A 22594-nucleotide genomic window follows, 5' to 3' on the forward strand; every position below is an offset into this window, starting at 1 on the left:
ACTTCTATATCTTTTTTATTATATCATTATCTCATTAACTAGAAAATAAAGACAAAAAATAAACACCAGAAGTGATCACTTCTGGTGTTAACGATGACAAAAATTACTCAGCTGCTGCGTATACAGAAACTTGTTTTTTGTCGCGACCTTTGCGTTCAAATTTAACAACGCCGTCGATTTTAGCGAATAATGTATCGTCGCCACCACGACCTACATTTTCACCAGGATAAATTTTAGTACCACGTTGGCGGAATAAAATAGAACCACCTGTAACGTATTGACCATCAGCACGTTTAGCTCCTAAACGTTTTGATTCTGAGTCACGACCGTTTTTTGTAGAACCAAGTCCTTTTTTAGATGAGAAAAATTGTAAGTTTAATTTTAACATATTCTTGCACCTCACTTATAATTTAGTCTAATATTTTCTTTATATTCCTCTTCAATTGTTTGCAATGATACGAGCATTGCTTGAAGAATTAATTGCGCTTGTTCATTTGTAGTGTCTACACTTCTAACGTGGAAATATCCACCGTCATCATTGTAATCAATGTCGGGCTTCTCACTTGTTAATCCCATTATAGCATTAACACTTCCGAAGAGAACTGCGGATGCACCTGCACAAACTATATCATGTCCATATTCGCCATGTTCTGCATGACCATCCATGATAACATCAGTTACTTGACCGGCATCGTTCAATGTAACATCAACAGTAATCATAATTACGCGTTGATTTTGTCGATTGTTAATTTAGTGTAAGGTTGACGATGACCTTTTTTACGTTTTGAGTCTTTACGACGTTTGTATGTGAATACAGTGATTTTTTTACCGCGACCTTGTTTTTGTACTGTAGCAGTAACTGAAGCACCTTCAACAGTTGGCGCACCAACTTTAACTGCATCTCCACCTACAAATAATACTTTGTCAAAAGTAAATGAATCACCTTCGTTAACATCTAATTTCTCAACGAAGATTTCTTGTCCTTCTTCAACTTTAACTTGTTTTCCACCTGTTTCAATAATAGCAAACATACTTTGCACCTCCTAATAATTTAAGTCACGCCAAACTCAGGTGACATACATGTACTTTAACCTGAATCCGAGCGGTTGTATGTAGCTAAAAACTACTCAACTACTGCATTTTAGCATTACGATTACTTACTGTCAATCTTCATTTGTACTTTTCTGAAGAATTTAGTAATAATTGGATATAGTATCACTAATAAAATGAAATTTAATATTAGTGTTGGTATTAGTCTGAAAACAATAAAGTCTATAAAATTAAATGCAATTAAACCTAATATACTATAAATGATTGCAACGTATATTTCTAAGAATATCGTACTTAACCAAACCGTAATAAATAGCATCGTGTTATCTCTATAAAACGTTTTAAAGAAAAAGTCCATGATGACAACAAATAAAATGAAGCCAAATAAATATAATCCGTAAAAACTACCGAAATAAAGGTCCGTTACTATTCCAAATACAGCAGCTAAAATCATAGCAACACCAAAGCTTCTGTAAACACAAATTAATAGTAAATACATAAGCGTCAAATGAGGTACAAAAACAATGTCCTTATCCCCTATTTGCATTGGAATGACTAACCCAATAACTGTGTCAATATAGAATAAAACTATACCGATTAGAAAGTAGTATAAAGCTCGCATTAATTATCCCCACTTCCATCGTCAGGTATCGTCTTAGGATCTCTTTTAGCTACATAAACATGGTTTAAGTCTGATAAATTAGCTGCCGTTTTAACTCGAACCTCTTTCGATAGCCCATACTCATCATTTTCAACTTTAGATACTTCTCCTATGTAAATACTGCTAGGTAGTTGATCCGCTAAACCACTCGTAACAACTTTATCTCCTTTTTTAATGCTATCTTTGTTATTAATATCAGTAATTACTAATTCTTCACTTTTCGAATCATAATGATCAATTAAACCAAAGACATTTTTACTATCGTGTTGGATATTTACTGATAATCGATTGGCACGTGTATTGGTTGAAATCAAATCAACCTGAGATGAAAATTGATTAACTTTAGAAATACGACCAACTAAGCCTTCTGATGTCATGACAGCCATATTATTTTGAATGCCATCTTTAGACCCTTGATTAATGATTAATGTATTCATCCACTGATCTGGATTCCTAGATAAAACCGTACTAGAGATGGGTTCAAACTTAGATATATCTTCAATATCCAATTCTTTTTTATACTTTTTATTTTCACTTTCTAATCTTTCATTTTCAGCTTCTAATTGCTTCAATTTTTTCGATTGCTCTTTTGAACCATCGTTTGAAAATAGATTATTAATTGATCCAGTCACAAATTGCACAGGATAACTTACCGCTTTTTGTCCAAACGCTACAGAATCCCCTACGTATTGTTCTACCGGTGATTGCGATTGCGAACGTAAAGACACGCCTATTAAGGCAATAAACACAATGATTGCACACAAAATAACAATCAATTTGTTGTTTTTAAAAAACTTTGACAACCTAAACACCTCTATTACACGACTATTTTATGTTCTTCTATCATTTTATATTACTCATAGTTTGAAATAAAGCACGAACCTCAATAATTTTCAAATCAGTTCTTTTTGTTTAGGTATTCTACAAATACAAACTTTAACAAACTACTTTTAATTAATATATAAGAGAACGATACATTGTATTATAACAATTTTCAACGTGAATAGTGTATTAAAATGATCCATATTAAATAAATAAAGTGCTAAGACGTATTATCTATATAAAACATAGTATAGTTACCCACCCATTGTTCAAATCTGAAACTACAATTCAAACAAATAAAAGTCGTTACATTATAATAAAATAAGCCTGAAACGTTTTGGTTTCAGACTTAATTACCTATGAACTAAATATTATGATTTATCTTCTTCTGAAGTTTCAGTGTTAGCGTTCTTTTCGGCTTCTTTTTCATCTTCTTTATATAATGTTTCTTCTTTTCTCCAACGTGCAAATAGATTTTGTGCTTTAGCTTGCTCATCTACTTTTTTATCATTAGATTTTTCTTCACTCATAATTAGACACCAACCTTTAACGTTTTTACTTATATAAGGCTAACGCATTTTAGCATAGAATTCAAACGCCTTACTCGTAGCTTGAAGGTGGTAATAGTTCTATATGTTCACCCAGTTGGTTTAAATCTTGCTCCATCTCTATTTCTGTTCTATATACTCTGATTGAATCTGAGCCAAATTTATAAATAATAAATTCATCTCCGCGCTGACCAGCTAAATAATCATCACTGTATCCCATCCTGTATATGCCAGATACAGACATGAATTCTTTTTTATCTATCCAATCAAAAACATTTTTAGTTTGGCTGAGTGGCACGTTATTCAATATATCATTATCTTTAACAGTATAACGTTGACCTCCAGCTAAATCTTTTTTCGTTTGCGTATGGTTTACAGATGGTTCATCGTTACTAACTGGATTCCATTGTTGGTCTTTTAAAAAAGGTGCATATTTAAGCGCAAAGAATACAATAATAACGATTGCTATAATTGCTACAATATTTTTAATGATGCTAAATATAAAACGCATGAACCATCCTCCTATTAAGTCATGTTAAATTATAAAATTTTACCCATAAAAAATCATCAGTCTGAAGTAGTATTTAAAAAGTTCCCCATAGACTGATGAATAGTCATTCAATTCATAGTACAATTAAAAGCAAAGGGAGTGAACATAGAATGAATATTTTATCTATAATCCTGCTTGCCCTCTTGGTTATACTATTATTTAGAGTAGGTTTATCTTTATTAAGAGTTTTAATATATATTGGAATCATTGTATTATGTATCTACTTAGGATATCAAGGAATTCTTTGGATCATGGATCATTTTAACTACTATTTCAACTTTATAAATTAAATTAATATTTATGAAATTGGAAAACAGTGAATAGATTCATTTGAGTAAGATGCATGTGAATAATCTGAGCCTGAGGCATGAATAGATGCCTCAGGCTTTTTTAATGCATAGTGATAAACATCTCTACGTTATAAAACTGTTTTTAACTCAAAATTAGCGATGGTTTTGCATGCGCTTTAGTTTATAGATGAACCGTAACATTGTCATCCATTCTTGAATTGGAGCATGAAATGATTAATCGAAATTTTGATTTTAGCTTTCTACATCAAATTATTTTTATAATGCATTCATGGTTAAAATTTAATCATACTTAATTCAGTCATACATCAACTATTACTATATTTAAGAGAAACAACTTATTTTTTTACATTATTAGAAAGTATTTGATAAACATAATAACACGCGCTTAATAATAATGCCCATACGATTGATACAATGATTGCACTGATAACAGTATGCCATATCTCAATTTTCGCATGATTAAAGACAATAAATAAAATGGTTACTATTAAAACACTAATGATCGAGATGACAATTGTATTTATTGTCCGTTTCAAATTAATAGCTACTTTCTTTTTTGTCAGTTGCATTAAATATACAAATGGAATTAATAGCCCAATTAAAAATAAAATCCCCAAACATTCTCCCTCCTTAGTTAACTATTTCATTATACCTCATCTATTTTATAACAAAAAATTGAAATTAGACATTCTATTATATGTCAAAGTAACCTTCTTCAACCATACTTAAATATGTATGATCACCAATAATGACATGATCTAATAATTGTATGCCTAATATATCTCCACATTCTCGTAATCTATCTGTAGTTTTAATATCCTCTAGTGATGGTGTAGTATCGCCTGAAGGATGGTTATGAAGGACAATAATTGCATTACTTGCACATTTAACTGCTTCACTGTAGATTTCTCGAGGATGCACAATAGCACTATTCAATGTCCCCATAAAAATTGTTTTTTGCTTGATAATGATATTCTTAGAATTTAAAAATAACGCTATAAATTTTTCTTGAGTTAAATGTTCCATTTTCCCCATCATAAAGTCTGCTGCATCTTTAGGGTTATTGATTTGAATTTTATCATCAACACTTCCAGAATGCATTCGTTCACCTAATTCAAAAGCAGCTTTTAAAGTGAGTGCTTTGTATAGTCCAACGCCTTTGATTTTATTTAAATCATTAATTGATAGATGCTTTAATTCTTTTAAATTCACAATAGATTTAAGTAATTCATTCGCAATATCTAAACTAGAATATCCTTTTCTACCAGTATTAATTAAAATTGCTAGTAATTCAGCATGTGATAGATGAGAGGCACCATAATTTAACATACGCTCCCTGGGTTTTTGATGATTTGCGAGATCATTTATTTTCATAAGAACTTCACTCCGTAGCTTATACTTTGTTGGAATATGATTGTGAGATTAAATGCAAAAAAGATAAAAGGAATCAGTGGTACACACTGTTTGGTATTTCTAAAAAATATGAAATGAAATAACGCAAATACGCCACCGATAATAAAAGTAAATAAAAAAAGGTATCTAAATAAAGAAAACGGCAGTGCTAATGCTAATACAGAGAAGACAAGAATGTCTCCGTATCCAATTGATTTATTACAAAAGAAATATATTAAATGAAGTAAACTACTTACGAGTAAAAAAGAAATGAAGTGTATCGGTACTATAACACAAATACAAAATGTAAAAATAAACAGCATATGTAAGGGGATTGAAAAGGTAGCAATATCATAAAGTGCAAGCACAAGTAAGAATAAATAAATGAGTAAAAAAGTGGAATAATCTATGTTTAATAAAGTGTTATATTGTAGTACAAAAAATAATGGTAATAAAGCAAGACTTTCACCAACGAAATAACAACGATTGAGTTGTTTATTACAACATGTCGTTTTACCTCTTTGAAATAAAAAGCTAAATATCGGGATCATTTCATAAATTCGAAGTTGTCGATAACAATAATCGCAATGCGAACGTAATTTAAAGTAAGTCAAATCAAGCTTCTCTACAAAACTTAACTGATATAAATAACTAAATAAAATAGGGCAAATTAAAAACAATAGAAACACTTAAGCACCTCCTATCACCCATTATAACATGATTTATTTATTAAATAACAAAATTAACAAAAACAGATAATATTAATATAATCTTAAATTTAAATTTATTTTTTGTTCTGAAATGAAAGTTATAATTAGCAATAGTTTGTATATACTCACTAAAATAAAGAAACAGCAATCAAATATAAATTTGATTGCTGTTTCTTTATTAATTCTAACTGAGACATTTTTAATGCATCATTAATCTTTTTGTATTTCTTCAACTGTTTCTTCTACTTCAGAACGTGATATTTTTTCACGTCCATTTTGCATCGCTTTAAGCGATTTATGTGCAAGTGCCAATGGTAAGCGACAAAATAATAATATTGTCTTTTTATTAATGTCTTTCATATAAGCATCAGCTTTAGCTAAATTATCTTCAGCATATTCGAACAAGTCATCTCTGGCCCAATCATCTGGAACAAAACTTACGCCTCGTTCTTCATAATCTTCATGTTGATTTCTCAGAATATTTACAGCTTGTAAACCTCGACCATATCCTATAGCTAAATCTCGGTCTGTTTTAACGCCAGCGCAAAGATCCCAAAGTTGTGAAAGCATCACACCAACAAGTCCTGCAACATAATATGTATAGTCATCTAAATCCGCTTTAGTATGGATATCCCAATTGGCTTTCGCCCATTTTGCCATACCATACGCCATCTCACTTGAAGCCTCTAATACAACAGCTCTCGTATGTTCTGGACAAGCATCTATCCATTCGCCTAATCGTATTGTAACTTCAGGCATGTCATTTTTAACAGGCGCTAAAATTTGTAAATATTTATCCTCGTCGAATGTTTCCTTAAATAATTCACTTATTTGCATGAGCGTATTGTATTTCATATCGTTACTTAATGCTTCATGGTCTTCAATTTCATCTATTGCTCGTAATACGAGATACGCAGAAGCTACCGTATGCTTTAATTCTTTTTCTAAAAAAGTAATCGGTATATAAAAAGTTCGGCTTGTCTCTTTTAAAACTCGCATTGCATCTTTTGGGAATTTCTTGTCTGCCATTTTATTCTCATACCTCCCCTTCGTAAATACTATCATATAACACCAAATTTAAATAGGAAATATATGTTTCATTTTTAGACGAAATTCAATACGCTTAGCGCCCGTTTACTACGTTGAATTTCTATCATAAATACATATTTTCTTCATAATAATATATTACCTCACACGTATATCATTGAAACTAAAACAACAACAGGCTGAAACATCAATGATGTCTCAGCCTGTTAATCTTAAAGTTACGCTTCACTAAAGAACTTTAACATTAGTAAACCATATAGAATTTTAGTAGCACTTACGAATAAGTTTCAGTTTAGGTAGTATTAAACTCAAGCTCATATAACTAGACATATTGCTATACTTTAAAATATGCATCATTTATGTCCTAATTGCTCTCATTAAAATTCACTTTAGATTTTACTTCGCTAATAAAGTATAAACTGCCAGTAATGATTAAACCTTCACCCTCATAAGTTTCTATAAACTTAACATAATCATCAACAAGTGCTTTTTGATCGTATCTGACGTCTTCAAAAATCTCTTCTTTTGTTAAGGCTTTCGGGAAATCAAAATCAGTAATATAGAATGTCGATGCAATCGTTTTAAGTTGATCTACCATGGCATTGATGGGCTTTCCTTTAATTGCTGAAAACAAGATATCTATATTTTCTATGTTGTAATATTGCTTAATTGTGCTAATTAACGCTTCTACGCTTTCTACATTATGCGCTCCATCCATAATCATTAAAGGCTGATCTTTTACTTGTTCAATTCTACCAGTCCAACTTACGGATTCTATACCATCTATCATTTTATTGAAATCTAAATCAACGATACCATCTTCATTTAATTCAATTAATGCCGTAATCGCTAGAGCTGCATTTTCTTTTTGATGTTCACCGACCATATTCAGAAGTAGTGTTTCTAATTCATAATCTTTATAGCGATAAGTAAATTCTTCATCTTCTGAAATAATACTAATATCGCGATCTAATTCGATGCCTTCAGCCTCTTGTTGCTCAAAATAATCTCTAATCACTTTAAGTGCTTCATCGTTTTTCACGGCATAAATAACAGGTGTATTAGGTTTAACGATAGCGCCTTTGTCTTTCGCGATATCTACATAAGTATCACCTAAAAGGTCTGTATGATCTAACCCAATACTTGTAAGGATTGATAATATTGGTTTAAATACATTAGTCGAATCATTTTTAATACCTAATCCTGCTTCGACTATAACAAAATCTACTGGATGAATTTCTCCAAAATATAAAAACATCATTGTTGTTATAATTTCAAATTCGGTAGCAGTGCCAAGTTCTGTTTCTATTTCTAATGCTTCACTGACGGGTTTGACGTGTTGAACGAGTGCAACAATCTCATCATCACTTATTGGATTCCCATTTAAACTAATGCGTTCATTGAAGGTCTCGATAAATGGTGAAGTGAATGTGCCCACTTCATATCCGTTATCAACAAGTGCTGATCTCAAATATGAAACGGTCGATCCTTTACCATTTGTACCACCTACATGAATACCATTTATATTAAATTGTGGATTATTCAAGCGCTCTAGCATCCATTCCATGCGTTTGACGCCTGGCTTTATACCAAACTTAGTTCGCTCGTGTATCCAATATAAGCTATCTAGGTAATTCATCTTAAGGACTCCTATGCTTTTAATTGATTAATTCGTAATTTAACACCATCATATTTCTCTTGATAGGTTTGCTTTTTCTCACGTTCTTCATTAATCACTTTTTCAGGTGCTTTATTGACGAAGTTTTCATTTGCTAATTTTTTATTTACTCGATCTAGCTCTTTTTCCCATTTTAAAAGTTCATTTTCTAAACGTGCAATCTCTTTATCCATATCAATCAAACCTTCTAATGGAAGTACAACTTCACCGGCTGTCGTTACAGATGTCATTGCTTTTTCAGGAATTTCAATTGTTGTATCAATCGTTAATACACTTGGATGACAAAATCTATCTATATAATTTGAATTATTCAACAATGTTTCTTTAATATTTTCATCTTTTGCTTTAATGAAAATTGGAATCGCCTTAGATAAAGGTGTATCCACTTCTAAGCGTGACTGTCTCACAGATTTTATAATTTCAACGAGTTGCTGCATTGTTTCTTTACTGTCATCAAAAACAAGCGCTTCGTTTACTTTTGGCCAAGCAGCTTTAACAATTGTTTCACCTTCGTGAGGTAAATTTTGCCAAATTTGTTCAGTCACAAATGGCATGAATGGGTGTAGCATTCTCATCGTATTATCTAGTACATAAGTAAGTACAGAGCGCGTGATTTGTTTCTGTGCTTCGTCTTCACCATTCATTGGTATCTTACTCATTTCAATATACCAATCACAGAATTCATCCCATATGAAATTATATAACGTTCTGCCTACTTCACCAAACTCATATTTATCACTTAATTCCGTTACATTCTCAATTGTTTCGTTTAAGCGAGTTAAAATCCACTTGTCAGCAAGTGATAAATCACCTGATAAGTCAACTTGTTCTACCGTAAAGTCTTCACCAATATTCATAATACTGAATCTCGCAGCATTCCAAATTTTGTTAATAAAATTCCATATAGACTCCACTTTTTCAGTAGAATAACGTAAATCATGACCTGGTGACGATCCTGTGGCTAAGAAATAGCGTAAACTATCAGCGCCATATTCATCAATAACATCCATTGGGTCAACACCATTACCGAGCGATTTACTCATCTTACGGCCATCTTCCGCACGAACCAATCCATGTAATAATACATCATTGAACGGACGTTTTCCAGTAAATTCTAATCCTTGGAAAATCATTCTAGCTACCCAGAAAAAGATAATATCATAACCAGTCACTAAAGCATTTGTTGGGAAATAACGTTGGAAGTCATCTGCTTCGACATCAGGCCAGCCTAGTGTAGAAAACGGCCATAAAGCACTGGAGAACCAAGTATCCAAGACATCTTCATCTTGTACCCAGTTTTCAATATCTTCTGGTTCATGCTCACCTACAAATATTTCACCAGTTTCCTTATGGTACCATGCTGGAATTTGATGCCCCCACCAAAGTTGTCTAGATATTGTCCAATCTCGAATTTCTTCCATCCATCGATTAAATGTTTTTTCAAAACGGGCTGGAACAAAATCGATTCTGTCGTCTGTTTTTTGGTTATTTAATGCTTGTTCAGCAAGTGGTTTCATCTTAACGAACCATTGTGTAGATAAATAAGGTTCTACGACTGCACCAGAACGTTCAGAATGACCAACTGAATGTTCATGCTCTTCAATTTTAATGACTAGGTTTTCCGCTTCTAAATCTTTTACTAATTGTTCACGACAATCAAAACGATCCATGCCTTGGTATTTATCAGCTTTGTCATTCATCTTACCTGATTCATCCATGACAATAATACGCTCTAAATCATGTCGATTACCTATTTCAAAATCATTTGGGTCATGCGCAGGTGTAACTTTCATCGCACCACTACCAAATTCAATATCTACATATTCATCAGCCAATATTGGTAATTCTCTACCTACAATAGGTAAAATAACTGTTTTACCTATTACGTCTTTATAACGTTCATCATTCGGGTTAACCACAATTGCAGTGTCACCTAACATCGTTTCTGGACGCGTCGTTGCAATTTCAATATAACCATTACCATCTGCATAAGGATATTTAAAATGGTAAAATTTGCCTTGCACATCTTCATGTATAACTTCAATATCAGATAAAGCCGTGCGCGCAATAGGATCCCAATTAATAATATATTCGCCACGATAAATCAAACCTTTATTGTACATATCAACGAATACTTTTTTAACTGCTTTACTTAAACCTTCATCCAATGTGAATCTTTCTCTACTATAATCTAGACCAAGACCAATTTTAGCCCATTGTTGTCTGATAAAGTTTGCATATTCCTCTTTCCAGTCCCATGCTTGCTCCAAGAATTTTTCTCTTCCTAAATCATGTCGAGATAAACCTTGTTCATTTAATTTTGCTTCTACTTTAGCTTGTGTCGCAATGCCTGCATGATCCATGCCTGGCAGATATAAGGTATCGTAACCCTGCATGCGTTTCATACGTGTCAATATATCTTGTAATGTTGTATCCCAAGCATGACCAAGATGTAATTTACCAGTTACATTTGGAGGCGGAATAACGATTGTATATGTTTCTTTAGATTGATCATCTTTTGCTTTAAAATATCCACTGTTTACCCATTGGTCATAACGTCCAGACTCAACGTCCCTTGGATTATATTTTGGTTTCATTTCCATGTGTTAAAATCCTCCTTAAAAATAAAAATATCCGCCCTATCAAAATAGGACGGATATTCCGTGGTACCACCTAAATTCAAGAAATTACAAACTAATTTCAAGCACTTAATTACATGATTAACGCTCAAGCACGCTTTAACCTATTAAACAGATATCTTCATATGATTAGTGTTCAGTTAAAGTTCAATGTGGGCTACCTTCAATAAGTTAAATTGTACATTTTCAGCATTCTTGTACTCTCTGTTAAATTCAAGCCTATTTACTCTTCCCAGTAGACAATATTTATTTACTTAATTATAGTATAATGGATGTTAAAATAAGTCAATAAAATGGAGTGAAATTTATGAACGACTGTGCATTTGGTACCAAAAATCCAATCTATTTAAAATATCATGACGAAGTATGGGGGCAACCACTATATGATAGTCTCAAATTGTTTAAACTCTTAGCACTAGAATCTCAACATGCTGGTCTTTCATGGTTAACAATATTAAAGAAAAAAGAATCCTATGAACAAGCATTTTATGATTTCGATCCTCATCAAATTGTAAAAATGACAGATAAGGATATTGATCAATTAATGACTTTCCCTAATATCGTACATAACAGAAAAAAATTAGAAGCAATTGTAAGTCAAGCAAAAGGTTACTTTGAAATTGAAAAAGACTACGGTAGTTTCAGTGATTATTTATGGTCAACTGTTGATTATGAACCCATTAATTGTGGTTACAAACAACCTAGTGACCGAATTACTGTAGATGAACGTGCAACAAAACTTTCAAAATCTTTAAAAAGTTATGGGTTCAAATTTTTAGGTCCAGTAACAGTTTTTTCATTTTTAGAGGCTGCTGGATTGTATAATGCGCATTTGCAGTCTTGTCCAAACAATCCGATTTATAACCATAACTAAATAATTAGATGATTAAAATTTGTTAAACTAAATTACTTGTAAAAGTGACTCGTATATATTCATAACCTATATGCTTATTTTTAAATAAAAAAATACTTTTCAATGATTTCATTTGTTATAAGTAAAATGAAATCATTAAAAAGTACATCGCTGTTTCATAATGTAATTAATAGATTATTTATTTTGTTGGCTTTCTGAATGCTACCATAATGAATCTTTAGGGTTTTCAACAGCTATTTTAAATTCTTTTTCATTAGAAACAGTTGGATAAGAGCCTTTTAAAGACTGTTTTGAAGTGTCTTTAAATAAAAACACGACAACTATAAGGCAAATAATACTCACTATTAACCAATAAAAGCCTGGGGCAAGGTTGTTTCCAGTTTCATGTACCAACCATGTCGCTACTAAAGGTGTCGTACCACCAAACACAGACACTGAAATGTTAAATGTCCAAGACAGTGTTCTATAACGAACATTTGAAAAGAATAGTGTCGGTAGTGTGCCTGGCATTGTGCCTTCGTAGACTGATAATACGATACCGATCATTAGTAGACCTATAAATAAGAATATTAAGTTACCCATATTTAAAAATTGGAATGAAATTAATGATAATCCCCTTAAAATGTCTGATTATTATTTTATGCATTTTGTTTTCATTAAAAAATAACCTTCTATTCATAGAAGGTTATTTGTGAACAATATTTCATTTTAAAATACCTAATCAAACTCAATAGTAAATCAATAAATTCTAATAGCTCTAAGAATGTGATCTATCTATATATTTGAGTAAATGACCTAATAAAGGTGCAATTAAGAATAAAATAAAGAATATCCTAAAAATATGATAACTCGATATCAGCGCCACATCGGCACCTGTTTCAATTGCTACTAATACGATTTGGCTCATGCCACCAGGTGCAGCACCAAGGAACAATTCATTTACAGAATGATTAGACACCATCGAAATTAGCAACACCATGATAAAGGCAAGTAATATCAAAAGTACATTTTGAAATGCAATCGCAACTGCAATTCTCCCTTTCATTTGATCTAGCAACTTAGCTATTTGTAGACCAATGCGAATCATATAGATCACCTGGGCCGACGCAATAATATAATTATCTAGAGTAAATGTTACACCTGTAATTAAATTCCAACTAATAAGTACTATAATCGGTGCTAGTAACTGTTTCGTTGGAAAATTAATCTTACTCATTATGATATAAACAATAAAAACTGCTAATGCTAAAAGTAATATTTGGGGAATTGATACTGCATCTGTCAGTACCTTCGTTGTCGCCTTTTCAAGGCTACCATTACTACCATTATCTCTGAAAAAGTAAGAAATAAATGGTACTAGAATAACTACAAAAATAATCCTTGAAGTTTGTGTCAAACTGACTACCATAATATTTGCTCTTTTATTTTCTTCCGCCATGATTAACATTTGACTTAAAGCCCCTGGAATCACACTAAGAATAGCAGTTTCCGTATTAACTTTGGCAATTTTTTTGAAAAAGAATGCTATCACTAATGCTAGGGCTAACAACATGACAGTAATCAAAATAATCGTTAACCAATCATCTTTAATATCTAATATTACATTTTTAGTGAAAGTTGAACCAATTTGAACACCTAGCAAAACCAAACCTATCTGACTAAGCCAAAATGGCCATTCAATCTCTAGACGAAAGACCCTCACACAAATCACACTTGCAATAATAGGACCAAACATGAATGGCAACAATATATGCGCTGCGTTTAATATCAAACTTAATATCACGGCGAACAGTAATACGATCATATTATTTCTTAATTGCTTATTCATGTTCTCACAACTTTCATCATTATCGTCAATCACAGTCAATCCAAATAAAATGCCCGCTCAACACATTGGTTGCTCGGGCATCATTTAAACTTTATACAATTCGACTTAATGCTGTATCAAATGCTTGTATGGTTTTGTTAATATCTTCTTCAGTATGTGAAGTAGAAAGGAACGTTCCTTCAAATTGTGAAGGTGGTAAAAATACGCCCTCTTTTGCCATTTCTCTATACATTTGGCTAAACATTTCTAAATCGCTATTGTTAGCTTGTTCAAAATTCGTTACTGGCCCTGCATTTAAGAAATATCCTATCATAGAACCAGCACGATTTACAGTGATTGGCACATTATGTTTGGCAAAAACATCTTTTAAGCCTTGCTCTAGTAAATCACCTAATTTATTGAAATAGTCATACGTTTCAGGTGTTAATTGACTTAATGTTTCGTAGCCGCTCGTCATGGCTAATGGATTACCGGATAATGTACCAGCTTGATAAATATCACCTGTTGGGGCAATTTGATCCATAATTTCTTTTTTACCTCCGAATGCACCTACTGGCAATCCACCACCGATTACTTTACCTAAGCAAGTTAAATCAGGAGTGACATCGAAGTATCCTTGTGCACAGTTATATCCTACACGGAATCCAGTCATTACCTCATCGAAAATCAATAACGAACCATACGCTGTTGTGATATCTCTTAAGCCTTGTAAAAAACCTTCAACTGGAGGTACCACACCCATGTTACCAGCTACAGGCTCAACAATTACGCCTGCGATATCGTCACCGAATTCTTCAAACGCAACTTTGATTGCATCTAAATCATTATAAGGTACTGTAATTGTGTTTTTTGCAATACCTTCTGGCACACCCGGTGAATCAGGTAATCCAAGTGTTGCTACACCAGAACCAGCTTTTATTAAAAGTGAGTCACTATGACCATGGTAACAACCTACAAATTTCACAATTTTATTTCTACCTGTATAACCACGAGCCAAGCGTAATGTATCTAACGTCGCCTCAGTACCTGAAGATACCATACGCACTTTTTCTATAGATGGTACACGTTCGATAACAAGTTCAGCTAATTTATTCTCCTGTAATGTTGAAGCACCAAAACTTGTTCCTTTGTCCACCGCTTCATGTATCTTTTCAATGACTTGTTTATTTTTGTGTCCTAAAATTAAAGGACCCCAACTTAATACATAATCGATGTATTCATTACCATCAATATCATAAATTCTTGAACCTTCACCATGATCCATAAATATGGCTGGTGTATCAACAGATTTAAATGCTCTTACTGGACTGTTTACACCACCAGGCATTAATTCTTCGGCTTTAGCCATTGCTTTTTCTGAGTTACTGTAACGCATTCACATAACCTCCTAATCACTATTGTTCGTCTAAATAACGACAAATATCTTTTGAAAAATACGTAATAATCATATCCGCACCAGCACGTTTCATGGAAGTCATTTGTTCCATAACAACTGCTTTTTCGTCTATCCAACCATTCAATGATGCGGCTTTAGTCATACTGTACTCACCACTTACATTATATGCAACAACTGGAACGTTCGTAGTATTTCTAACATCTCTAATAATATCTAAGAAGCTAAGGGCTGGTTTAACAATCATCATATCTGCGCCCTCACGTAAATCACTATCTAGTTCTCTCAATGCTTCTCTACGATTAGCTGGATCCATTTGATAAGTCTTACGATCTCCAAACTGTGGTGTTGATTCTGCAGCATCACGGAAAGGACCAAAGAAACTTGATGCATATTTAATTCCGTAACTCATAATTGGGACATTATAATATCCAGCGTCATCTAGACCTGCTCTGATTTCAGCAACAAAGCCGTCCATCATATTACTAGGTGCAATGATATCCGCACCAGCTTCAACTTGTGATATAGCTGTTTTCACTAATAATGGTAGTGATTTATCGTTATCTACATCTTTCGTTTGTTCATTAATGACACCACAATGACCGTGGTCTGTATATTCACATAAGCATGTATCTGCAACAACTAATAAGTCATCATACATAGCCTTTGCTTTTCTTGTAGCTTCTTGAACAATCCCATTATGATCATATGCACCTGTTCCTATAGCATCTTTTTCATTTGGAACACCGAAAAACATAACACCTCTAATGCCTAAATCATATGCTTCTTTAATTTCTTCGTCTAATACATTTAAGCTTAATTGGTAAACGCCAGGCAATGATTTAATTTCTTCTTTAACATTATCACGTTCTACTACAAAGATTGGATAAATTAAATCTTCTTTGTTCACATGTGTTTCTCTAACTAAATTTCTCATTGATTTACTACTACGTAAACGTCTATGTCTATCAAATTGCATTTTCTTCCCAACTTTCTAAAATTTTATTAACTAAAGCATCTAATGTCTGTATATCAGCAACGATACCTTGTTTTTGATAATGATTCAATGTATCTAGCGTTTGTTGCCCTATCACAAAATAATTATTAAATGATACGTTTTGATTATCTTCAAAAAAATAACGCACTGCGGATGAACTTGCGAATGTAATTGCATCCACTTTGCCTTGCTCAATCAACATTTTAACATGCTTAATATGCTTTGTATGTGGCACAGGCTCATATAAATCAATCTTTTGAACATTATAATTTTGTTGTTTCAATCCTTCTTCAAGCGTGGACCTAGCAGCTGCACTAGAAGGTAATAAAATATTGCTTTGTTCATGTGTTTTAAATGCTTTCAGAAATCCTTCTTGCGAATAGTCTTTAGGACAAAATGATACTTTCAATCCAATTGAAGTACAATAATCTGCAGTTTTTTCACCAATCACAGCAATTTTTTTGTAATTCAGTTTAGATAAGTAGGGTTTGAAGTATTCCACAGCTTTTTTGGACGAAAAAATAAGCCAGTCATAATTAACATCGAGTAAATTCAGATTAAATGATAATGGTTCTACATTTATGAAAGGTTTATGTAGTATACATACATCTGATTTATAAAATTCACTCGTTTGAGTCATTACTATAACTGGTCTCATTTATTTTCACCTCGAAGTATTATTGTTCTTCGTTTAGTGCTTTAATTATTTCATACGCGCCTTGTTCATTTAATACTTTAGTCACTTCTTCACCTAATGCAACAGGATCTGTGCCGCGTACAGTGTGCTGATATCGTTCTTTACCATCTGGAGACATGATTAACCCTGTAAATTCGATTGTGCCATCAGCTTCTTTTGTTGCATAGCCACCGATTGGCACCTGACAACTACCATTCATACGAGTTAAGAACGTACGTTCAGCAGTGACACAATCAGCAACATCTTGATTATGAACTTTGCTCAATAGTGATAAAAGGGTCTCATCATCTGAACGACATTCAATGCCTAATGCACCTTGACCTATTGCTGGAATTAATGTTTCTTTGTCTAAATAGCTCGTGACGATATCATCAGACCAACCCATACGTTTTAATCCGGCAGCAGCTAGAATGATTGCATCATAATCTTCTGTTTCAAGTTTATTTAAACGAGTATCAATATTTCCTCGTATCCATTTAATTTGTAACTTAGGATATTTTGCAAGAATTTGTGCACCTCTGCGTAACGAACTTGTTCCCACAATGCTATTATCAGGAAGTTCATTTAAAGGAACATGATTTTTTGCAATATATGCATCGTATGGATTTTCACGGTCAGGGATACACCCTAAAGTTAACCCATCAGGAATGACGCTAGGTACATCTTTCAAAGAATGTATCGCCATATCGATGCCATGATTAAATAATTCATTTTGAATTTCTTTCACAAAAAGGCCTTTTCCGCCTACTTTCGATAATTGTTTATCTACGATGAGGTCACCCTTTGTCACTATTTCTTTAATTTCTATTTCTAAACTTGGGTCAATAGCTTTTAATTTATCTATAAATTGTCGACTTTGTGTTAAAGCCAATTTACTTCTTCTTGAACCAACGACTAACTTACGCATTTTGCGTAACCTCCTAGCAATTTAGCGTTTTATCATTTATATTTAGTATCTCTTTAAATCCCAGTCCATTGATGAAAATCAGAAACATGGGAAGTGAATAATAAATTAATCATGTTTAAACAAAATAGAATGATATTAATATAAATCAACTTATGTTTTGATATCGACTGCCTTACTCTTAATAATAAGTATAAACCATACAATATCGTAATAATTACAGACATAATTACTTTCGGATCTACAAAAATATCCATCCCAATCGTATTGATGCCCCATTGAGCACCTAAAATAATGCTTAATATGATAAATAAAAAACCCACTAAACTATTATAAAATACAACTTTTTCAAGTGTAGCTACACTACTAATTCTAAAGTATTTTTGAGTAAATCGCTTTTGTTTCAAATTTTTAAATTGAATTAAGTATAAAATGCTATTCACAAATGCAAAGGCAAAAACAGCATAACTTATTATCGCAAACGTTACGTGTACAATAAGTAATTCATTGATTACATTCAATTTTTCACCAGCACCTTGATAGTGCATAGGTTGAAATGTACTAATTGCGATAAAAACGAAGCCAATTATATTAAATAAGAAAATGGATATATTGACTTGTTTAATCACACTAATCACGATTGATATCGAAATAATCAACCACGCAAGTGCAAATAATACATCAAAAACATTGCCCAATGGCACTTGATTTGTTGCGGTTACATAAAAAGATAAGGAGATTGTTTGTAACACCCAAACAATCCCCAATGTAACAAATCCAATGTTTCTAATCTTATAAAACCTTTTAATAAAATCAAAAAAATAACAAGCAATACTAAATAGATAAATTAATAATATTAGTTCATTTAACCTTATGAATAATAGTTCTTGCATATTATCACCATTTGCTAATGCTTATTCAAAACTTAAGATTTGACCTGTTTTCATATTGTTCTTTTGCTTTTTAGCTTCATATGCATTTTCAGCTTCAATATCAAATATGCTTTGAAATAGCTCTAATTTTTCGTTACTTTTCTTATCACTACTCAATTCTTTAGCTTGTTTTATAGGATCTTTCAACATTTGGTTTATAATGCTTTTTGTATGTTTTGAAATGATTTTGCGTTCTCTTTCAGATAATCCAGGTAATTTTCTGTCTATACTATCCATTGTATCCTCTTGAATTGACATGGCCTTTTCTCTAAGTGCGCGAATAACTGGCACAACACCTAACATATTAACCCATTCATTATGTGCTTCAATTTCATTTGGAATGTTTTGTATAATTTGTTCTGCTGCTAGTTGGCGTTCTCTCAGATTAGCATCTACTAAACCTTTCAAATCATCAACATCATAGCTAAACATATCATGGATTGTATCTATATTCGGTTCAATGTCCCTAGGAACCGCAATATCAATCATTACTAATGAATCGTGTTTACGTTCAGTGCTAATAGATTGCAACATTTCATTTGTCACAATATAATTTTCTGAACTTGTTGAACTTATTACTATATCTACGTCTGCTAAAAGTCTTGGTAATGATTCCATTGGTTCAAATTTAACATGATGTTTCATTGCTAAATCTTGAGCTTTACTCAATGTTCTATTTACAATTGTGATATCAGTTACACCTGAACCAATTAAATTTAAGAGTGATAATTCACTCATATCCCCTGCACCTATAATTAAAGCTTGCTTATTATTGACTTTGCCAAACACTTTTTTACTCAGTTCAACAGCCGCATACGAAACACTTACTGCATTATCAGCAATATCAGTCTCATTATGTGCTTTCTTCGCAAAAGTAATTGCTTGTTTAAATAGATGATTAAAGATAGTGCCTGTTGTATCTTCTTCTTGAGCTAAAAAGAATGCGTTTCTAATTTGCCCTAGAATTTGTGTCTCACCTAGTACAACAGAATCTAAACCTGAAGTGACTTGCAATAAATGTTTTACTGCTTCGTCCCCCACTTTTACTTCAGTCATATTTTTAATATCCTCAACATCTAATCCAAATGATCTCGCTAAGAATCTCTGTATATAATAGCGACCCGTATGAATTTGATCTGCAACAGCATATACTTCTGTTCGGTTACAAGTTGATAGTATAACGTTTTCTAAAATAGATTTCGTTTCATATAAATCAACATTGGCTGAACGTATGGCATCATCTTTGAAAGCAACTTTTTCTCTAAGTGCTACATCTGCAGTACGATGATTAATGCTTACCGCAATTAAATGCATTTATAACGCCCTCCATACATATTACAATAAGTTTATTATAACACAATTATGACATGCGTTAAGTAACTCGTCCTGTAAATTAGAAGAATTATAATCTGTAGTCATATTGTTGTCATAATTATACTTAATTTTCTATTATATGTAATGATAAAAAGCCTGTTCTTTATAATAATTACAAATACTTTTCTATAACATTCCAAATTTGTTGTTGTTTATTATTTTTCACAGATGAATAACTTATAATTTCATCTTCAGGTTCCATTTCTAATTTTTGTTGAATATTTGCTAAGTGTTTTTGTACTTTGCCTTTTGCAATTTTGTCTTCTTTAGTTGCTACTACAAATGTAGGAATTTCATAATATTTTAAGTAGTTATACATTAAAATGTCATCCTCTGTTGGGTTATGTCTTAAATCTACAAGTTGAATGACTAATTTTAATTCTTCTCGCTGTGAAATATATTTTTCAATCATTTTGCCAAAAGCTTCACGTTGTTTTTTGCTCACTTTAGCGTATCCGTATCCTGGTACATCGACAAATACAAGTTGATTATCTATGTTATAAAAATTAAGTGTTTGTGTTTTCCCAGGTTGTTGTGACGTACGTGCCATATTTTTTCTACCAATCATGCTATTAATAAATGTAGATTTTCCTACATTAGATCTTCCGCTTAAACCAACTTCACTTAGACCTGTTTCAGGATATTGTTCTGGTTTCACCGCACTTATCAATAATTCAATCTCGTTAGGATTAACTTTCATTTTCGTCCCTCTTTTCTGTTAAACTCTCTGATTCATTATATTACACAAATTATTAAATGAATATGTATTCTCACTATAAAGTGGTTATTTTGAAAAAAATAAAAATAGGAGTGGGTTAGCAATCTCAATTAACTTTGATTGCTTAGTCCCACTCCCAGTTTACTACTTAAAATATATTAAGCAGATGTTTGTTCTTTATTTACAAGATTTCCATCTTTATCGTAAAGTTCAGGTTCATTTTCATCATTAATCGTTTCTGCAGTAATTACTACTTTAACAACGCCATCAGAAGATGGTACATCGTACATAATATCAATTAATGCTTCTTCGATAATTGAGCGTAATCCACGCGCACCTGTTTTACGTTCTATTGCCTTATTACTAATTGCTGACAATGCTTCATCTGTAAATTCTAATGTGACATCATCTAGTTCAAGCATTTTAGTATATTGTTTAACTAAGGCATTTTTCGGTTGCGTTAAGATGTTTTTTAATGCGTCTACATCTAATGTCTCAAGGTTCGCTACAATTGGCACACGTCCAATAAATTCTGGAATTAAACCATATGATTGTAAATCTTCTGGTCTAATTTGTTCAAGAATCGCATCTTCATCATACTTAGATGCTTCGCTACTAGAGAAACCAATTACTTTTTCACCTAATCTACGTTTGATTACTTCGTCAATACCATCAAAGGCACCACCAAGTACAAATAAGATGTTAGTCGTATCAATTTGAATTAACTCTTGGTTTGGATGCTTACGTCCGCCTTGTGGTGGAACACTTGCTGTTGTGCCCTCTAAAATCTTAAGCAATGCTTGTTGGACACCTTCACCAGATACATCACGTGTAATCGACGTGTTTTCTGATTTTCTGGCAATTTTATCAATTTCATCGACATAAATAATACCTTTTTCAGCTTTATCTATATCAAAATCAGCAGCTTGGATTAAACGTAGTAATATATTTTCAACATCATCACCGACATAACCAGCTTCTGTTAAACTTGTAGCATCAGCAATTGCAAATGGTACATTTAATGTTTTAGCTAATGTTTGTGCTAGAAGTGTTTTACCACTACCAGTTGGACCGATTAAAGCAACATTACTTTTTTGTAATTCCACTTCGTCTTCGTTAGGTCCTAATTGTTGAACACGTTTATAATGATTATAAACAGCAACAGCTAATGATTTTTTAGCTTTTTCTTGTCCAATAACATAATCATTTAATTTGTCCATAATTTCTTTAGGTGTTGGTAATTCAGTTAGCCCTTCAGGCTCTGATTGAGCTAATTCTTCTTCAACTATTTCTGAACATAGCTCGATACACTCATTACAAATATACACGCCACTTCCTGCTACTAGTTTTTTAACTTGGTCTTGATCTTTACCACAGAAAGAGCATTTTAAATTTTCTTCATCTTCATTGAATTTGAACATTCTATTTACACCCCTATTCCCTAAAGACTATACTAGATAGTATTTTAA

At 32.4% G+C, this 22594-nt stretch carries 24 protein-coding genes, 1 pseudogene and 2 other annotated features; of the genes and pseudogenes, 2 read left to right on the forward strand and 23 right to left on the reverse strand.

Going from position 1 to position 22594, the window contains the following annotated elements; translation table 11 throughout:
* Nucleotides 1-103: 103 nt before the first annotated feature.
* From rpmA to L987_RS08075, 7 genes are all read right to left on the reverse strand, one after another.
* Entirely contained in the window at nt 104-388 is a 285-nt protein-coding gene (gene rpmA / locus L987_RS08050; RefSeq protein WP_002483091.1) for a 50S ribosomal protein L27, read from the reverse strand.
* 11 nt (nt 389-399) lie between these two features.
* Nucleotides 400-720: a ribosomal-processing cysteine protease Prp gene (locus L987_RS08055; protein ID WP_011302945.1), complete on the reverse strand. Its 321-nt coding sequence runs from the start codon at nt 718-720 to the stop codon at nt 400-402.
* A gap of 2 nt (nt 721-722) precedes the next feature.
* Nucleotides 723-1031, reverse strand: a complete 309-nt coding sequence (gene rplU, locus L987_RS08060) for a 50S ribosomal protein L21 (protein WP_011302944.1) — start codon at nt 1029-1031, stop codon at nt 723-725.
* A 13-nt stretch (nt 1032-1044) separates the two neighbouring features.
* Nucleotides 1045-1118 (reverse strand) — a sequence feature (ribosomal protein L21 leader region).
* Nucleotides 1119-1153: 35 nt separating this feature from the next.
* Nucleotides 1154-1672 (reverse strand): rod shape-determining protein MreD, encoded by a 519-nt coding sequence (gene mreD, locus L987_RS08065; protein WP_011302943.1) that lies wholly within the window; start codon nt 1670-1672, stop codon nt 1154-1156.
* Nucleotides 1672-2514 carry a rod shape-determining protein MreC gene (mreC, locus tag L987_RS08070; RefSeq protein ID WP_011302942.1) on the reverse strand — a complete coding sequence of 281 codons (843 nt, stop codon included), beginning with the start codon at nt 2512-2514 and terminating at the stop codon, nt 1672-1674. Before mreC ends, mreD begins: the two co-directional genes overlap by 1 nt.
* A gap of 390 nt (nt 2515-2904) precedes the next feature.
* Nucleotides 2905-3063: a hypothetical protein gene (locus L987_RS13915; RefSeq protein ID WP_002483086.1), complete on the reverse strand. Its 159-nt coding sequence runs from the start codon at nt 3061-3063 to the stop codon at nt 2905-2907.
* Nucleotides 3064-3133: 70 nt separating this feature from the next.
* On the reverse strand, nt 3134-3592 hold the full coding sequence (locus tag L987_RS08075) for a DUF4930 family protein (RefSeq protein WP_011302941.1): 459 nt from the start codon (nt 3590-3592) through the stop codon (nt 3134-3136).
* A 149-nt stretch (nt 3593-3741) separates the two neighbouring features.
* Here L987_RS08075 and L987_RS13920 point away from each other — a divergent pair, with 149 nt between their 5' ends.
* Entirely contained in the window at nt 3742-3921 is a 180-nt protein-coding gene (locus tag L987_RS13920; RefSeq protein ID WP_011302940.1) for a hypothetical protein, read from the forward strand.
* Between the two features lie 356 nt (nt 3922-4277).
* Here the strand turns inward: L987_RS13920 and L987_RS08080 are convergent, their stop codons facing one another.
* The 6 genes from L987_RS08080 to L987_RS08105 all read right to left on the reverse strand — a co-directional run bounded on the left by L987_RS08080 (nt 4278) and on the right by L987_RS08105 (nt 11372).
* Nucleotides 4278-4559 (reverse strand): hypothetical protein, encoded by a 282-nt coding sequence (locus tag L987_RS08080; protein ID WP_047503983.1) that lies wholly within the window; start codon nt 4557-4559, stop codon nt 4278-4280.
* A 76-nt stretch (nt 4560-4635) separates the two neighbouring features.
* Nucleotides 4636-5316 (reverse strand): RadC family protein, encoded by a 681-nt coding sequence (gene radC / locus L987_RS08085; RefSeq protein ID WP_011302938.1) that lies wholly within the window; start codon nt 5314-5316, stop codon nt 4636-4638.
* The gene (locus tag L987_RS08090) at nt 5313-6023 is read right to left on the reverse strand and encodes a prepilin peptidase (RefSeq protein WP_047503986.1); all 711 of its coding nucleotides are present in this window, start codon (nt 6021-6023) and stop codon (nt 5313-5315) included. The genes radC and L987_RS08090 overlap by 4 nt, the downstream gene beginning before the upstream one ends.
* A gap of 231 nt (nt 6024-6254) precedes the next feature.
* Nucleotides 6255-7073, reverse strand: a complete 819-nt coding sequence (locus tag L987_RS08095) for a squalene/phytoene synthase family protein (protein ID WP_047503989.1) — start codon at nt 7071-7073, stop codon at nt 6255-6257.
* Nucleotides 7074-7455: 382 nt separating this feature from the next.
* Nucleotides 7456-8730, reverse strand: a complete 1275-nt coding sequence (locus L987_RS08100; protein ID WP_047503992.1) for a bifunctional folylpolyglutamate synthase/dihydrofolate synthase — start codon at nt 8728-8730, stop codon at nt 7456-7458.
* Between the two features lie 11 nt (nt 8731-8741).
* The gene (locus tag L987_RS08105; RefSeq protein WP_047503994.1) at nt 8742-11372 is read right to left on the reverse strand and encodes a valine--tRNA ligase; all 2631 of its coding nucleotides are present in this window, start codon (nt 11370-11372) and stop codon (nt 8742-8744) included.
* Between the two features lie 42 nt (nt 11373-11414).
* Nucleotides 11415-11657, reverse strand: a binding site (T-box leader).
* Nucleotides 11658-11715: 58 nt separating this feature from the next.
* Between L987_RS08105 and L987_RS08110 the strand changes: the two genes are divergently transcribed.
* Nucleotides 11716-12282, forward strand: a complete 567-nt coding sequence (locus tag L987_RS08110; protein WP_047503997.1) for a DNA-3-methyladenine glycosylase I — start codon at nt 11716-11718, stop codon at nt 12280-12282.
* A 201-nt stretch (nt 12283-12483) separates the two neighbouring features.
* Here L987_RS08110 and L987_RS08115 read toward each other — a convergent pair.
* The 10 genes and pseudogenes from L987_RS08115 to clpX form a co-directional block, all read right to left on the reverse strand.
* Nucleotides 12484-12891: pseudogene (locus tag L987_RS08115) on the reverse strand (MFS transporter); the annotation flags it as partial.
* 148 nt (nt 12892-13039) lie between these two features.
* Nucleotides 13040-14110 carry an AbrB family transcriptional regulator gene (locus tag L987_RS08120; RefSeq protein WP_047504298.1) on the reverse strand — a complete coding sequence of 357 codons (1071 nt, stop codon included), beginning with the start codon at nt 14108-14110 and terminating at the stop codon, nt 13040-13042.
* A gap of 91 nt (nt 14111-14201) precedes the next feature.
* Nucleotides 14202-15485, reverse strand: coding sequence for a glutamate-1-semialdehyde 2,1-aminomutase (hemL, locus tag L987_RS08125; RefSeq protein WP_002483076.1), 1284 nt, complete (start codon nt 15483-15485; stop codon nt 14202-14204).
* Nucleotides 15486-15504: 19 nt separating this feature from the next.
* Nucleotides 15505-16482, reverse strand: a complete 978-nt coding sequence (gene hemB, locus L987_RS08130; protein ID WP_002483075.1) for a porphobilinogen synthase — start codon at nt 16480-16482, stop codon at nt 15505-15507.
* On the reverse strand, nt 16472-17158 hold the full coding sequence (locus tag L987_RS08135) for a uroporphyrinogen-III synthase (RefSeq protein WP_011302931.1): 687 nt from the start codon (nt 17156-17158) through the stop codon (nt 16472-16474). The genes hemB and L987_RS08135 overlap by 11 nt, the downstream gene beginning before the upstream one ends.
* 19 nt (nt 17159-17177) lie before the next feature.
* A complete protein-coding gene (gene hemC / locus L987_RS08140; RefSeq protein WP_011302930.1) occupies nt 17178-18104 on the reverse strand; it encodes a hydroxymethylbilane synthase in 927 nt (308 codons plus the stop codon).
* A 53-nt stretch (nt 18105-18157) separates the two neighbouring features.
* Nucleotides 18158-18994: a cytochrome c biogenesis protein CcsA gene (gene ccsA, locus L987_RS08145; RefSeq protein ID WP_041079988.1), complete on the reverse strand. Its 837-nt coding sequence runs from the start codon at nt 18992-18994 to the stop codon at nt 18158-18160.
* 21 nt (nt 18995-19015) lie between these two features.
* The gene (gene hemA, locus L987_RS08150) at nt 19016-20347 is read right to left on the reverse strand and encodes a glutamyl-tRNA reductase (protein ID WP_047504003.1); all 1332 of its coding nucleotides are present in this window, start codon (nt 20345-20347) and stop codon (nt 19016-19018) included.
* 172 nt (nt 20348-20519) lie between these two features.
* A complete protein-coding gene (yihA, locus tag L987_RS08155) occupies nt 20520-21107 on the reverse strand; it encodes a ribosome biogenesis GTP-binding protein YihA/YsxC (protein ID WP_011302927.1) in 588 nt (195 codons plus the stop codon).
* A 176-nt stretch (nt 21108-21283) separates the two neighbouring features.
* Entirely contained in the window at nt 21284-22546 is a 1263-nt protein-coding gene (gene clpX / locus L987_RS08160; protein WP_047504006.1) for an ATP-dependent Clp protease ATP-binding subunit ClpX, read from the reverse strand.
* Nucleotides 22547-22594 lie beyond the last annotated feature (48 nt).

Origin of the sequence: Staphylococcus sp. ZWU0021 (assembly GCF_000798895.1) — a bacterium.
Lineage (GTDB): Bacteria > Bacillota > Bacilli > Staphylococcales > Staphylococcaceae > Staphylococcus > Staphylococcus saprophyticus.